Origin of the sequence: Aquimarina macrocephali (assembly GCF_051627225.1) — a bacterium.
Classification (GTDB): Bacteria; Bacteroidota; Bacteroidia; order Flavobacteriales; family Flavobacteriaceae; genus Aquimarina; species Aquimarina macrocephali.
The window spans coordinates 1,279,838-1,293,704 of the sequence record NZ_CP151795.1 but is presented as its reverse complement, the minus strand read 5'-3'; the positions used below and the strand labels follow the sequence as shown (position 1 = coordinate 1,293,704).

The window sequence follows — 13,867 nt, the reverse complement described above, 5'->3', positions numbered from 1 at the left end:
TTCTTTTTCTGGGTTTTATTTGTGTAGAAAAAAGAAGTGAACTGCGGAAATTATACACAAATTTTTTAGTAGACAGGTGTGGCTAATTTTAACCTTTGTAGAAAATTAAATTTACTTTGTTATCAGGAATAGATGCAATAAAGTAACGTATTTGGATAACTTTTTGGTCAAAAGATATTAAATGTAATAGCAGAATGATCAATTTCTTTAAAAATGTCAAAAAAATTGCTTGCTTTTTTAGCATTACCTACATTTGTTTTGCACTTATATGCAGTAATTTAGAAAATATTTTAAAAATGAAACCAGACTTATTCCAGGCACCAGATTATTACCAGATTGACGAATTATTGAGTGATGAACATAAAATGGTTCGTGATGCTGCTCGTAGTTGGGTAAAACGCGAAGTATCTCCTATTATAGAAGATTTTGCACAACGTGCAGAATTCCCTACGCAGATTATTAAAGGACTTGCAGAAATAGGAGCATTTGGACCTTATATACCCGAAGAATATGGTGGTGCTGGACTGGACCAGATTAGTTATGGTTTGATCATGCAGGAGATAGAGCGAGGAGATTCTGGTGTACGATCTACATCTTCTGTGCAATCTTCGTTGGTGATGTATCCAATTTGGAAATACGGTTCTGAAGAACAACGAAAAAAATACTTACCTAAACTGGCATCTGGAGAATTTATAGGATGCTTTGGTCTTACAGAACCAGATCATGGATCAAACCCTAGTGGGATGACTACTAATTTTAAAGATAACGGGGATCATTACTTACTTAATGGTGCTAAACTTTGGATTTCTAATGCACCTTTTGCTGATATTGCGGTGGTGTGGGCCAAAAATGAAGAAGGAAGAATCCATGGGCTTGTAGTAGAGCGTGGTATGGATGGGTTTACAACCCCAGAAACACATAATAAATGGTCGCTTCGTGCATCTGCAACAGGAGAGTTAATCTTTGATAATGTAAAAGTGCCAAAAGAAAATATATTACCAGGGAAAAGTGGACTTGGTGCACCGCTGGGATGTTTGGATTCTGCACGATATGGTATTGCCTGGGGCGCAATTGGTGCCGCTATGGATTGTTATGATACTGCGTTAAGATATGCCAAAGAGCGTGTTCAGTTTGATAAACCTATTGGAGCAACGCAATTACAACAAAAGAAACTGGCAGAAATGATTACCGAAATCACAAAAGCACAATTATTAGCATGGCGATTAGGAGTGTTGCGTAATGAGGGTAAAGCAACTAGCGCACAAATCTCTATGGCAAAACGTAATAATGTAGAAATGGCAATTAAGATTGCAAGAGAAGCCAGACAAATTCTTGGCGGAATGGGAATCACGGGTGAGTATAGCATCATGCGTCATATGATGAACCTCGAAAGTGTAATTACCTATGAAGGAACACACGATATTCATTTACTAATTACAGGACTGGATATTACCGGGATGTCTGCTTTTAAATAAGAAGTTCTGAAATCTCTTGTATCAAAGTTGCCTGAAAAATACAAGTATATGATTTGTCAATCTGAGTCTGTCGAAGACCGTTTATTATCAGTTTTCTAATCACTTCGACAAGCTCAGTTTAACATAAGCATAAAACTATTCAGGTTTTTTTGTGTGAAAATGATCTGATTTGACAGATCAGATTAATATTTTATCCCACAGAAGTGTGTAATTCTTTTGTACTTCTTTCTTTTGTGAAGAATCCAAATTTAAATCCTACAGCTTTTACATAGACATAACTCTGTAGACCGATATCATATTCTAAAGGAGCATTTAGATCCTTCATGATGTTGATGATACGATAGAGTTTTGTTTTTGAAATTCCCAGTCGTTCTGCTAGTTCTACAGGATTCCCTGTAGCTTTCAAACGAATTAGTTGGTCGATTCGATTCATAAGCTCAACGTGTTTGATGATAACATTCATAATTGTTTCTTTAGAGTGAAGATTGAATTATTAGATTAATCAATATATATGGGGTTTATATATTTATGTCACGACATATCATTTTGTTACCTCACATACCTTATTTTTTTACAGGTAATCTTTTTAGAGTTTGATTAGTGCTAAATATTTTATTTTGAAGACTATAGTTGTGAGTGTGGTATGTTAAAAGACAAGTATTTCGACATCCTGTATCGAGAGGGGGGAGATATAAAAAGATTAGGTTTTATAGGATTATATTAACCTTATTTCAGTACCCTTTTGAGATCTGTAAAGTCTAGTTTAGGTGAATATAGATAAATAGGTAGTGTTGTAAATAATCCCTATTTTTTTTCTAACGCTGTAAGTAATCTTGTAGCTTTATCTTTATATGCTCCGTTATAGGTAATGATTTCTTTAAGCAGTGGAATGCTTTTTTTAGGAGTATTTAATTTTAAATAGGTGAGCGATAAATACCATTTGGCAATTTCATAATACTTGCCACTACTTTTAATGTCTTTAAACAAAGAAACCGCTTTTTCTTCCTGATTAATATTTAAATAACTATTACCCAGATATAATTGTAGTTGGCTATCTAAGTTTGGGTGTTTTTCTAGTACAACCGCTACAGAATCATAAGCACCTTTAGCATAATTTTTTATAATGCTCTGCATTTCATTATCGGTATTACCTCGCATTGCGTCTTCTACAGGGAAGGGCTCATAATAAACACCGTATAAATCTTGAGTATTATGCTGATTGGTATATGTATACCAGAATAGCATTCCTACCCCCAATAGTATCGCAATAGATGCTGCAATTTTCCAATAGGAAGGAGAAGATGTCGGAGCAGGAGGATGGCTCTGTTCTTCTTTGATAGTAGCACTGATCTGCATTAATTTTTCTTTAAAATCCAAAGTATCCTTATCACTTAAGGTTTTATGCAAAACTCTGTGTTTTTCAACTTCTTCTTGCAGTTCTGGATTAGCAATTAATTCTTTTTCAAAAGCGATTGCTTCTTCTTTAGGTAACGTATGTGCAAGATACCCTTCTATTTTTTCGAATATTTCTGGGGTTCTTTCCATACTATGATCCTTTTTCAGGGTTTAGTTGTAATTCTAGATAAGCATGATCCTTTTCGATCATTTCGATTAGGTATCGTTTACATTCGAATTTTTTCTTTCGGGTATATCCCTCAGAATATCCAGTGATACGTGCAATATCTTTCATGCTATTTCCTTGAAAAATTAAGCTCAAAACTTCACGACATGTATCACTTAGTTTTAGGAAATGTCTACGATATACATGCTCTTTTTCTTTACGTTCTATATCTTCGATAACTGTAGGGGTAATTATTTCTGCATCCTCAGGTAATTTTTCGGTGATAATCATTTTTTTGTTTTTTCGTAATCTGTTTCTCCACATATTTTTACAAACTCCATAAAAATAAGTTCGTAATGAAGAATGTAAATCCAGAGAATCTGTTTTTGATTTCTGATATACCAAAATCAAAGCATCCTGAAATACGTCTTCTGCATCCTCTTCATTACCAGAGTTTTGTAGAACATATTGCCTTATGTAAGGTAGGTTTTTTCTATAAAACGTAGTAATGATAACCTCATTTCCGGTGACGATACCTTCCAAAATTTTGTGATCCTCGGTAGTATTCATAGGTTCATGTACTATAATAACAGATTGTTACCTTTGGGTGATGTTAAGTTGTTGTAAAAATAACAATTTTAGTTTCTTTGGGATTAATAGAATAAGATATAATTAAGAATATAAAATTATAATTAAAAAGGCTAACTCATGAAAATATTCGGACATCGTGGCGCGGCTGGCTTAGTTGCCGAAAACACATTAGAATCTATCATCGAAGCTTTGCATTATAAAGTAGATGGTATCGAGATTGATGTACATTGCTGTAAAAGTGGAGAATTGGTAGTTATCCACGATGAAACCTTGGATAGAACCACCAATGGAACAGGAAATGTGTTAGAATATACTTTGAAAGAGCTACAACAGTTTGAAACAAAAGAAGGGTTTACGATACCGACATTGCGTAAAGTGCTGGATGTGATTAATACGCAATGCGAACTTAATATAGAATTGAAAGGCAAAAATACAGCCCTGCCCACGATTGCATTACTAGAAGAATATATCAAAAATACAGATTGGAAATACGATCATTTTATCATTTCTAGTTTTGATCACTCACAGTTATTCGAACTAAAAGCAATTACCACTAATTTTAAGATAGGTGTGCTAAGCGAAGTAAATACAATTGAAGTTTTATCTATAGCAGAAGCATTAGAAGCATTTTCTATACACCCTCCAATTTTCTCACTAACCCGGGATGCCGTAAATCTTGCAAAAGACCGGGGATACAAGATATATGTATGGACCGTAAATACAGAAATGCAAATGGAACAATCAAAATCATGGAAAGTTGAGGGTATCATCACAGATTTTCCGAATTTTGTATGATGGACTATGATTTAATAATTGTTGGTGGTGGTGCAGCTGGTTTTTTTACAGCTATTAATGTGGCAGAAAATGACCCAAAACTAAAAATAGCTATTCTGGAACGAGGAAAAGAAGTGTTGTCCAAAGTTCGAGTATCTGGTGGCGGGCGATGCAATGTAACTCATGCAGAATTTATCCCTGATGAGTTAAGCAAAAACTACCCCAGAGGAGAAAAAGAACTCAAAGGGCCTTTTCATACGTTTATGACAGGTGATACGATGGAATGGTTTGACCGCCGTGGAGTAGCACTTAAGATAGAGGATGATGGTAGGATATTTCCGGTTTCAGATTCTTCAGAAACGATTATCAATTGTTTTTTATCCGAGGCAAAACGATATGGGGTAGAAATTTTAAAAAACCATGCGGTTAAAAATTTCTACCAAAAAGATGAACAATGGTTTGTAGAAACCAGTCAGGGTGATTTTGTGACTAAAACACTAATGATTGCTACGGGGAGTAATCCAAAAATCTGGAAGATAGTTCAGGATTTAGGACATCAGACAGTCGATGCGGTTCCTTCACTATTTACCTTTAATAGTAAAGACCCAAGAATTGCAAATCTGCCTGGTGTAGTAACAAACGCCTCAGTACAGGTTAAGCATTCAAAATTATCGAGTGAGGGCCCATTGTTAATTACACATTGGGGGATGAGTGGTCCGGCAATTTTAAAACTCTCTGCCTGGGGCGCTATAGAACTCAACGCATGTCAGTATAATTTTGAAATCATAGTGAATTGGCTTCAGTACTATTCACAGGAGGAAATTTTTGGGAGACTTAAAGTGCTCAAAGATCAACATCCAAAACAACAGATATTTAAATACACTCAATTTGAATTACCAAAAAGACTTTGGCAGAGTTTAATTTTGGCTTCAGAAATAAGAAATGATATCCGTTGGGCCGATGTGAGTAAAATTCAACTTAAAGCACTATCAGAACAGCTTACCCAAGGAGTTTTTAAGGTAAAAGGAAAAAGTACATTTAAAGAAGAATTCGTAACTGCAGGCGGGATTGATCTTAAAGAAGTCAATTTTAAAACTTTTGAAAGTAAGAAGTGTCAGAATTTATATTTTGCAGGAGAGGTATTAAATATAGATGCTATCACAGGAGGGTTTAATTTTCAGAATGCATGGACCGGAGCTTTTATTGCAGCAAAATCGATAATATCTGGATAGTTTTTTTAAAATAAAATTATGGTCTATAGTCACTAACAGGAATTTAAAAACAGTAATTAAACTATTGGAATTAAGTAATTTATAGCGAAGAATAGTGCGTTAATATTAGCGATTTTGAGTAATTTTTTGTAACTTAAAGGAGTTTAACTAATACCCCCCATCACTATGAAAAAAATTACTTTTATTCTTACCCTTATATTTTTATTTAGTAGTGTTCACCCAGTCAAAGCATTTAATGAAAAAGATCCTGTAAAAAGATTATTGGTAGATTATATCAATAAAATGAATGCGTTAACCGAGGGAACCCAAAAAGAAGATGTACTGAGTTTATTTGATGAAAAATATAGAGGAAATACTGTTTTTGTGAATTTATCCGGAACCTTAGTGAGAAAGAATTATAGCAAAAAAGATATTTCTTCTCAGTTAGATGATATTATCCACGATGATAATTATCAATTTAAGCTAACCATAGATAAAATAGTTTTTCAAAGCCAGAAAGAAAGAGCAGGAACTATTTCTGCGGTTATCAATTTTGAATCATTTGTCGATAAAAGACTTGCCGAAAAGGGAACTATGTTAATGGATGTGGTTGCTATACGCATTAATGGCGGATGGAAAATCGTACAAAATAATATGGTTCGAGTCTCTGAAGCAAAAGATATAGGAGAATGTGTGTGCTATTTTTATGAAAAAGGCACTACAAAATTTGTAACCGAAATGTATTTCCCGTCAGGACTCGAATATAGTCAGGAACTTAATGCTTTTCAAGTCATGATCAAAGACAAAAAGCGCATTGTTAAATCTGATAGTAAAGAGTATTATTGGAATGTAAATACAGGAAAACTTACCTATAAAGGAGGGCTAATCGGGCAAACGAGTAATTCTCGAAAAGCAATAGAATTTGTACTTAGGAACTTATATAAAGAATCTTGTGTAAATATTGTATTTAATTAATTAAAATACTAAGACTAAGTTAGACACATCCTGCTGAAAAGCAGGATGTGTTTTTTATAACAATTTTATCTATTAATTTGTATTAAATGATTGTCTGATCTTTCAAAAAACCTCTCCAGGAGATCTCAATAGCTTGATTGATATGTTTTTCTTGTAATTTTACTTGTTCATTCTCATGAATCTTTACTAATGATACCACATTACCAAAGAAGAGCTCTTCCATAATAAGGGTGTTATAAGATTTAAACATTTTTTGTTTTACCCCTTTTTTAAAATAGCTTTCGATTTCACCATAGTATTGCCTTGCTTTATCCTTTAAGGATTGAGGAATTTCTGGAGAACGTGCAATCTGTTCAGAAAATATAAAAGCAAGGGGGTTATTGACAAAATAATAGAATAGATTGAGCCACATCACGGTAAATTGTTTCTTTATGTCGTCTTCTGGGATATTACGCATGACGACCGTACCAAAATCCTGGGTGAGCATCAAATAGAGTTCTGTAATAATCTCTTCTTTGTTTTTAAAATGGTGATATACTGTTCCATTTGCTACGCCTGATTCTTTAATAATTTGAGAAAGAGAAGTGGCATGAATACCTTGTTTAGTTATTAATTCTAGAGTAGTCTGTAAGACTATTGCTTTTTTACTCATAAAAAATCATATTCCTTATTCCTGGTTTAATTTAGTTGCCATATGCCAAAATTTAATGCAGTCGCAAAAGCAACCCAAACAACGTAAGGGATAAGTAGGTAGGCAGCGGTAGAATTTACTACGGTAAACCATTTAATGGTAAACAGCAATAGGATAAATAGGGCAATTATATCCAGTAATGCAATCAACGGGTTTTGTAATCCAAAGAAAAAAATAGACCACGCAGCATTGAGTAACAATTGAAACCCAAAATGATATAACGCAGTTTTTACCCATTTATGATAAAAGCCTTTGCTCCAAACAATTCCAGCTGCAACTCCCATCATAATATACAGCAGAATCCACATTGGTCCAAAAATCCAATTTGGCGGAGTAAAAGAAGGCTTGTTTAAGGCAGCATACCAAGTATTAACAGAAGTTTGAGTAGCAATACTACTCAAAAAACCGATTAAACCGCATATCAATACCGCAATACCAATCCGAAATAACTTTTTTTTCATTGAAACAAGTTAGCACAGTACTAAAATAGCAATTTATTTTTACTACCAATGCGCTTAAACCGGCTTTATGCATTAGAACTTTATGATGAAACTTAAAAGTACATTACAGACTCGTGTTTTCTTAGAATTTGTATTGCCTCATTATGGATAAATCCAGATTAAATTAAAAAACAAAGTGAAGTGATAATGCTTGAAATAATTTTGGGGTATACTAGATTTTCTAATGCATAAAACGGGTTAAAATATACGATACGCTTATCTTTGCTCAAAATCATTGCATACTTATGACGGATTATCCAGAATTTATCTCACCTATAGTTTCAAATTTACCTGAAGAAGGTATGGTAACTTGCACTTCACCCAGCAATATTGCTTTAGTTAAATATTGGGGTAAAAGACCAGTGCAATTGCCTGAAAATGCATCGATTAGTTTTACATTGGATAATTGTAAAACAACAACAAGTTTAACGTATAAAAGACGAGATAGTGTAGAGGAAGGTTTTGATTTCGAACTCCTTTTTGAAGGAAAACCTAAACCAGATTTTAAACCTAAGATTCAAAGTTTTTTTGAAAGGATTCAAGAATATCTCCCTTTCCTCAAACAATATACATTCAGAATAGAAACCAGTAACACATTTCCGCATAGTAGTGGGATTGCATCATCAGCTAGTGGGATGAGTGCGCTGGCGTATTGCCTGATGCAGTTAGAAAAAAAGATAAACCCAGGTATTTCGGATTCAGAATACCTTCAGAAATCTTCATTTTTGGCTCGTTTGGGTTCGGGGAGCGCATGTCGAAGTATAGAGGGACCTGTTACCGTTTGGGGAGAACATCCAGATTTAAGTGGGAGTAGTGATGCGTATGCAATACCATTTCCGTTTCCTGTGCATCAAAATTTTGATGACTATCAGGATACAATTTTATTAATTGATAAAGGAGAAAAACAAGTAAGTAGTACTGTTGGTCATAATTTAATGCACGGTCATCCCTTTGCAGCAAAACGATTTGAACAAGCAACTGGTAATATTGCTAAATTAAAAGAAACATTAATTATCGGAGATTTAGATGCTTTTATCACAGTAGTAGAAAGTGAAGCATTGACACTACATGCAATGATGATGACTTCTTTACCTTATTTTATATTAATGAAACCGAATACGTTATCTGTAATTCATAAAATTTGGGAGTATCGTGAAACAACAGGATCTAAAGTTTGTTTTACGCTGGATGCAGGAGCAAATGTTCATGTTTTGTATCCAAATACAGAAAAAAATCAAGTTTTAGATTTCATTACCAACGACTTAGTTGCGTATTGTCAGAATGGGCAGTATATTTGCGACAAAATAGGATTAGGTGCAAAAATAGTGTAACTTTATCCTAGTAAGGCGACAAATTAGATATAACTATTTATAGAGATAATGAAATCGACTCGATTAAAAAAGTCTTTAACCATACATGGTAATGATTATTTTAATCATCAAAGATTCCATCTAACCTCTAAAACAACACATATAGATAGATGAAAGGACCGTTATTTTATTCTAAAATTCTTTTGTTTGGAGAATATGGTATTATTAAAGACTCTAAAGGTCTTTCTATACCATATAATTTTTTTAAAGGTGCATTAAAAGTGTCAGAAACACCTGATGAAGAGGCTGTACAATCAAATGAAAACCTTAAGAATTTTGTAACCTATCTTGAAGAAATTCAGAATAAAGGAGTCGTAAAGTTTGATTTCGATAAACTTCATTCTGATATCAATTCTGGGATGTATTTTGATAGTAGTATTCCTCAGGGATATGGAGTAGGAAGTAGTGGCGCATTAGTAGCCGCTATTTATGATAAATATGCAGATAACAAAATTACAGTATTAGAAAATCTTACCCGGGATAAATTATTAAAACTCAAAGAGATTTTTGGACTTATGGAATCTTTCTTTCACGGAAAGAGCTCTGGTCTGGATCCATTAAATAGTTACCTTAGTTTACCTATTCTTATTCACTCTAAAGACAATATTGAGCCGGCAGGAATTCCTTCGCAAAGTGTAGAAAATAAAAAAGGTGCTGTTTTTTTGTTAGATAGTGGCATTGTTGGTGAGACTGCACCAATGGTTAGTATTTTTATGGAAAACATGAAGCAAGAAGGTTTTCGTAGTATGCTCAAAAATCAGTTTGTAAAATATACAGACGCTTGTGTAGAGGATTTCTTAAAAGGAGATGTTAAATCCCTATTCTTTAATATAAAAGAGCTTTCTCATGTGGTTTTAGATAATTTTAAGCCAATGATACCAAAGCAATTTCATACATTATGGAAACATGGTATAGAAACCAATGACTACTATCTTAAGTTATGTGGCTCTGGAGGCGGTGGTTATATTTTAGGATTTACACAAGATTTTGACAAAGCACAGGCCTCGCTTAAGGATTATAAGTTAGAGGTAGTCTACAATTTTTAATAAGCATTGTTATGCTTACCAGAAAAAACAAACTCATTTTTCTCAAGTTATTGAGTTTATTTTCTGTCGTTAGAGGATATAACATCTTAATTATTGTATTAGCACAATATCTTACTTCAATATTTATTTTAGCACCTCAGATCAGGTTACGAGATGTTATTCTGGATCCCAATTTATTTGTTATTGTATTAGCTTCTGCTGGAGTGATTGCAGCGGGGTATATCATTAATAATTTTTATGATAAAGAAAAAGATCTAATTAATAGACCACAAAAGACCATGCTGGATCGATTAGTGAGTCAACGTACTAAACTTACCGGGTATTTTGTCCTTAATTTTCTTTCTGTAGTATGTGCCAGCTATGTTTCTTTTCGGGCAGTTGTTTTTTTTTCTTTATATATTTTTGGGATATGGTTCTATTCCCATAAACTAAAGAAGTTTCCGATAATAGGAAATATTATTGCTTCTCTATTAGCGATAACCCCATTTTTTGCCGTATTCATTTATTATAAAAACTTTGATGAGGTTATTTTTGTTCATGCAACATTTTTGTTTTTGATGTTGATCATGAGAGAAATGATTAAAGATTTGGGAAATTTAAGAGGAGACCTGGCCCAGAATTATAAAACGATACCTATTGTGTATGGAGAATTAGTCTCAAAAAGAATAGTAAGTGTTTTGGTTTTGGCTTCTTGTGTTCCTATTTATTTACTACTCACTCGATATGAGATAGGGTTTATGTACCTATATTTTTATGCATGTATTATACTTCTTTTTGCATTTTTATTTGGTATATGGAGATCAGAAGGAAGAACACATTACGTTTGGTTACACAATATTTTAAAACTCATTATTGTTGCAGGAACATTTAGTATTATTTTAATTGATGTACATATGATCCTGGATAGAATTCTGTGGTAAAAAAAGCAGCTGTAAATACATACAACTGCTTTCTTAATAATGTATAGGCAGAAAGTTTATACTCCTTCTGGCTTTAAAATTTTTAAAGAAATTTTAAATACTTTGTTTCCTATGTTTGATATTTTTGAATCTACTTTTTTGTAGTTCAATCTTGATTTTACAAAACTTTTCACATCAAGATCTTCTGAGTCTACAGTTAATACTACAATTTCTCCTTCACCGTTTAAAGTAAATTCGATACTTGCTTTAAGTTGTTGTTTGTCTAGATTAAATTCTGGATTCTCTAAAAGAGTAGCGATTTGGTTTCTTAATTGTTGTTCCGAATTACTAGGGTTGTTGTTTGAAGCAAAAATTTGCATTGACCCTAATACGAATACTGCGAATAAAATTGTTAACTTTTTCATTTTTTTTATGTTTTAAGATTTGAGCTTAAACTATTATTTGTTTTAATTGTACAGGACAAATGTAGAGTCGAATACTCCATTATTTTTGTTTTTTGTTTTATTAGAATGTATTACAATGATTACGATTATGTTAAAAGGGATATGTTTTAACGTAAATTAAACTTTGCAGAATAAATACTTTTTATATGTTTACTTTTTAAGAATGGATATAAAATTGATTATAGAATAGTAAATCCTTAACATTTGTATCATAATAATGCCAATTTTTAAGTTTTTAGTAGAGTTCTAATGTTACCATAAGGTTAAATTAAGGTTTTACCATATCGCTTTTTTGATATTTAATGTGCTGCAAATCAATTTTTTATATGTTAACTGTTGGTTAGTCGTATGTTGAAAACCTCTTAAAAACACGTGATCATTAAGAATAAAAATTTATATCATTAATACATTTTCATGAAAAATCAATTACTAACAGTTGCATTGGCCCAAATCTCTCCGGTTTGGTTAGATAAAACAGCTACAATTAAAAAAATTGAAAATTCTATTACTGAGGCAGCTTCCAAGGAAGCAGAGCTTATCGTTTTTGGAGAGTCGTTATTACCAGGTTATCCGTTTTGGGTATCGCTAACAGATGGCGCAAAATTCGACAGTAAGATTCAAAAAGAAATTCACGCGCATTATGCTCAGAATTCGATTGTTATCGAAAATGGAGATTTGGATACCATATGCGAACTTGCCGCCAAATATAATATTGCAATTTATTTAGGAATCATTGAACGTCCAATGGATCGGGGAGGACATAGTTTATATGCATCATTGGTATATATTGATCAAAAGGGAGAGATTAGATCTGTACACCGCAAATTACAACCAACATATGAAGAACGATTAACCTGGGCACCGGGAGATGGTAATGGGTTGTTGGTGCACCCATTAAAGGCTTTTACTGTTGGAGGATTAAACTGTTGGGAGAATTGGATGCCTTTACCCAGAGCAGCATTATATGGTCAGGGAGAAAACCTGCACGTATCAGTATGGCCTGGTAGTGATTATAACACCAAAGATATCACTCGTTTTATAGCCAGAGAGTCTCGATCGTATGTGATTTCGGTTTCTAGTTTGATGCGAACAGAAGATTTTCCTAAATCTACTCCACATTTGGATGAGATTTTAAAGAAAGCACCTGATGTTTTAGGTAATGGAGGCTCATGTATTGCTGGCCCCGATGGAGAATGGGTGATGGAACCTGTAGTAAATCAAGAAGGACTCTTAATCGAAACCTTAGATTTTAACAGGGTATTACAAGAGCGCCAGAATTTTGATCCTGTTGGGCATTATTCGAGACCAGACGTGACCCAATTACATGTAAATAGAAAGCGTCAAAGTACAGTTCGGTTTGATGAATAATAGTTGTTGTACCTATGCTTTAAACAATTATCTTTGCACAAAATTTAAGATATGAGTCGTGGAGATAATTCTGGTAAAGGGAAAACTAGCAGAAAACAGGAAGGAAAAGGAAAGAGCAAGTCGAATGCAAATGATAAAGGTAAATCCAATTATGGAAATAAACCTTATGTAAGAGGTAAGGCATTAGCAAAAAAAGCTAGTAATGCAGCACCAAAAAAACTCTCTGATTCTGATGAAATAAGACTTAATAAATATGTAGCTAATTCTGGGGTTTGCTCCAGAAGAGATGCCGACTTGTATATTAAAACAGGGAGCGTATGGGTAAATGGTAAGCCCATTACCGAAATGGGATATAAAGTAAAACTTACCGATGAAGTTAAGTTTGATGGACGACTCATTACTCCTTATAAAAAAGAATATGTGCTGCTTAATAAACCTAAAGGTTTCGTAACCAGCACTAGTCCCGAGAAAACTAAAACGGTAATGGATCTAGTAGCAAATGCATCTAAATCTGTATTAAAACCGATAGGTAGACTAGAAAGAAATACAACTGGGTTATTACTCTTTACCAATGATGTAGATTTAGAAAAGAAACTAACGCATCATAAAAGTGGAGTTCGTAAAATATTTCATGTAGAATTAGAGCGTAATCTAAAATTTGAAGACCTTCAAAAGATAGAGAAAGGAATCAAATTAGAAGAAGGTTTTATAAACGTAGATGAAATCTCTTATATAGAAGGTGCTTCTAAAAATGAAATTGGGATTCAGTTACAATCTGCTAAAAATGGAATCATTCATAAGCTTTTTGAACACCTTAATTATAGTGTAGTCAAATTAGATAGAGTAATCTTTGCAGGATTAACCAAAAAAGATTTACCTCGTGGCCACTGGAGAATACTTACAGAACAAGAAGTGATTAACCTTAGGATGATGTAAAGCGAT

At 33.4% G+C, this 13,867-nt stretch carries 15 protein-coding genes; 9 read left to right on the top strand and 6 right to left on the bottom strand.

Annotated elements, in window-relative coordinates:
• Positions 1-296: 296 nt before the first annotated feature.
• Complete coding sequence (locus AAFU52_RS05755) at positions 297-1,475, top strand: acyl-CoA dehydrogenase family protein (RefSeq protein WP_024772472.1); 1,179 nt, start codon at positions 297-299, stop codon at positions 1,473-1,475.
• Positions 1,476-1,665: 190 nt separating this feature from the next.
• On the opposite strand, the gene AAFU52_RS05750 is transcribed toward AAFU52_RS05755, so the two are convergent.
• The 3 genes from AAFU52_RS05750 to AAFU52_RS05740 form a co-directional block, all read right to left on the bottom strand.
• Positions 1,666-1,908: a hypothetical protein gene (locus AAFU52_RS05750; protein WP_051473877.1), complete on the bottom strand. Its 243-nt coding sequence runs from the start codon at positions 1,906-1,908 to the stop codon at positions 1,666-1,668.
• Between the two features lie 371 nt (positions 1,909-2,279).
• Positions 2,280-3,020 (bottom strand): hypothetical protein, encoded by a 741-nt coding sequence (locus tag AAFU52_RS05745; protein WP_024772470.1) that lies wholly within the window; start codon positions 3,018-3,020, stop codon positions 2,280-2,282.
• A gap of 1 nt (position 3,021) precedes the next feature.
• A complete protein-coding gene (locus AAFU52_RS05740) occupies positions 3,022-3,606 on the bottom strand; it encodes an RNA polymerase sigma factor (protein ID WP_024772469.1) in 585 nt (194 codons plus the stop codon).
• A 138-nt stretch (positions 3,607-3,744) separates the two neighbouring features.
• Between AAFU52_RS05740 and AAFU52_RS05735 the strand changes: the two genes are divergently transcribed.
• From AAFU52_RS05735 to AAFU52_RS05725, 3 genes are all read left to right on the top strand, one after another.
• On the top strand, positions 3,745-4,422 hold the full coding sequence (locus AAFU52_RS05735; RefSeq protein ID WP_438425824.1) for a glycerophosphodiester phosphodiesterase: 678 nt from the start codon (positions 3,745-3,747) through the stop codon (positions 4,420-4,422).
• Positions 4,419-5,633, top strand: a complete 1,215-nt coding sequence (locus tag AAFU52_RS05730) for an NAD(P)/FAD-dependent oxidoreductase (protein WP_438425823.1) — start codon at positions 4,419-4,421, stop codon at positions 5,631-5,633. The genes AAFU52_RS05735 and AAFU52_RS05730 overlap by 4 nt, the downstream gene beginning before the upstream one ends.
• Positions 5,634-5,798: 165 nt before the next feature.
• On the top strand, positions 5,799-6,587 hold the full coding sequence (locus AAFU52_RS05725) for a hypothetical protein (protein WP_024772466.1): 789 nt from the start codon (positions 5,799-5,801) through the stop codon (positions 6,585-6,587).
• A gap of 82 nt (positions 6,588-6,669) precedes the next feature.
• On the opposite strand, the gene AAFU52_RS05720 is transcribed toward AAFU52_RS05725, so the two are convergent.
• Together AAFU52_RS05720 and AAFU52_RS05715 are read right to left on the bottom strand one after the other, a co-directional pair.
• Positions 6,670-7,239 (bottom strand): TetR/AcrR family transcriptional regulator, encoded by a 570-nt coding sequence (locus AAFU52_RS05720; protein WP_024772465.1) that lies wholly within the window; start codon positions 7,237-7,239, stop codon positions 6,670-6,672.
• Positions 7,240-7,265: 26 nt separating this feature from the next.
• Positions 7,266-7,739, bottom strand: coding sequence for a TspO/MBR family protein (locus AAFU52_RS05715; protein WP_024772464.1), 474 nt, complete (start codon positions 7,737-7,739; stop codon positions 7,266-7,268).
• A gap of 284 nt (positions 7,740-8,023) precedes the next feature.
• On the opposite strand from AAFU52_RS05715, the gene AAFU52_RS05710 reads away from it, so the two are divergent.
• The 3 genes from AAFU52_RS05710 to AAFU52_RS05700 all read left to right on the top strand — a co-directional run bounded on the left by AAFU52_RS05710 (position 8,024) and on the right by AAFU52_RS05700 (position 11,114).
• On the top strand, positions 8,024-9,109 hold the full coding sequence (locus AAFU52_RS05710; RefSeq protein ID WP_024772463.1) for a diphosphomevalonate/mevalonate 3,5-bisphosphate decarboxylase family protein: 1,086 nt from the start codon (positions 8,024-8,026) through the stop codon (positions 9,107-9,109).
• Between the two features lie 149 nt (positions 9,110-9,258).
• Positions 9,259-10,194, top strand: coding sequence for a mevalonate kinase family protein (locus AAFU52_RS05705; protein WP_024772462.1), 936 nt, complete (start codon positions 9,259-9,261; stop codon positions 10,192-10,194).
• An 11-nt stretch (positions 10,195-10,205) separates the two neighbouring features.
• A complete protein-coding gene (locus tag AAFU52_RS05700) occupies positions 10,206-11,114 on the top strand; it encodes a geranylgeranylglycerol-phosphate geranylgeranyltransferase (RefSeq protein WP_024772461.1) in 909 nt (302 codons plus the stop codon).
• Positions 11,115-11,170: 56 nt separating this feature from the next.
• On the opposite strand, the gene AAFU52_RS05695 is transcribed toward AAFU52_RS05700, so the two are convergent.
• Entirely contained in the window at positions 11,171-11,518 is a 348-nt protein-coding gene (locus tag AAFU52_RS05695; RefSeq protein WP_152538660.1) for a hypothetical protein, read from the bottom strand.
• A gap of 453 nt (positions 11,519-11,971) precedes the next feature.
• Here AAFU52_RS05695 and AAFU52_RS05690 point away from each other — a divergent pair, with 453 nt between their 5' ends.
• On the top strand, positions 11,972-12,925 hold the full coding sequence (locus tag AAFU52_RS05690; RefSeq protein ID WP_438425822.1) for a carbon-nitrogen hydrolase family protein: 954 nt from the start codon (positions 11,972-11,974) through the stop codon (positions 12,923-12,925).
• 51 nt (positions 12,926-12,976) lie between these two features.
• Positions 12,977-13,861, top strand: a complete 885-nt coding sequence (locus AAFU52_RS05685) for a pseudouridine synthase (RefSeq protein WP_024772458.1) — start codon at positions 12,977-12,979, stop codon at positions 13,859-13,861.
• The last annotated feature ends 6 nt before the right edge of the window (positions 13,862-13,867 follow it).

Bases quoted from the DNA above. Each gene is read 5' to 3' on its own strand.
- AAFU52_RS05725 (WP_024772466.1), top strand. From the start codon at position 5,799: ATGAAAAAAATTACTTTTATTCTTACCCTTATATTTTTATTTAGTAGT.
- AAFU52_RS05695 (WP_152538660.1), bottom strand. From the start codon at position 11,518: ATGAAAAAGTTAACAATTTTATTCGCAGTATTCGTATTAGGGTCAATG.
- AAFU52_RS05690 (WP_438425822.1), top strand. From the start codon at position 11,972: ATGAAAAATCAATTACTAACAGTTGCATTGGCCCAAATCTCTCCGGTT.
- AAFU52_RS05745 (WP_024772470.1), bottom strand. From the start codon at position 3,020: ATGGAAAGAACCCCAGAAATATTCGAAAAAATAGAAGGGTATCTTGCA.
- AAFU52_RS05720 (WP_024772465.1), bottom strand. From the start codon at position 7,239: ATGAGTAAAAAAGCAATAGTCTTACAGACTACTCTAGAATTAATAACT.
- AAFU52_RS05700 (WP_024772461.1), top strand. From the start codon at position 10,206: ATGCTTACCAGAAAAAACAAACTCATTTTTCTCAAGTTATTGAGTTTA.
- AAFU52_RS05710 (WP_024772463.1), top strand. From the start codon at position 8,024: ATGACGGATTATCCAGAATTTATCTCACCTATAGTTTCAAATTTACCT.
- AAFU52_RS05685 (WP_024772458.1), top strand. From the start codon at position 12,977: ATGAGTCGTGGAGATAATTCTGGTAAAGGGAAAACTAGCAGAAAACAG.
- AAFU52_RS05705 (WP_024772462.1), top strand. From the start codon at position 9,259: ATGAAAGGACCGTTATTTTATTCTAAAATTCTTTTGTTTGGAGAATAT.
- AAFU52_RS05755 (WP_024772472.1), top strand. From the start codon at position 297: ATGAAACCAGACTTATTCCAGGCACCAGATTATTACCAGATTGACGAA.
- AAFU52_RS05740 (WP_024772469.1), bottom strand. From the start codon at position 3,606: ATGAATACTACCGAGGATCACAAAATTTTGGAAGGTATCGTCACCGGA.
- AAFU52_RS05730 (WP_438425823.1), top strand. From the start codon at position 4,419: ATGATGGACTATGATTTAATAATTGTTGGTGGTGGTGCAGCTGGTTTT.
- AAFU52_RS05735 (WP_438425824.1), top strand. From the start codon at position 3,745: ATGAAAATATTCGGACATCGTGGCGCGGCTGGCTTAGTTGCCGAAAAC.
- AAFU52_RS05750 (WP_051473877.1), bottom strand. From the start codon at position 1,908: ATGAATCGAATCGACCAACTAATTCGTTTGAAAGCTACAGGGAATCCT.
- AAFU52_RS05715 (WP_024772464.1), bottom strand. From the start codon at position 7,739: ATGAAAAAAAAGTTATTTCGGATTGGTATTGCGGTATTGATATGCGGT.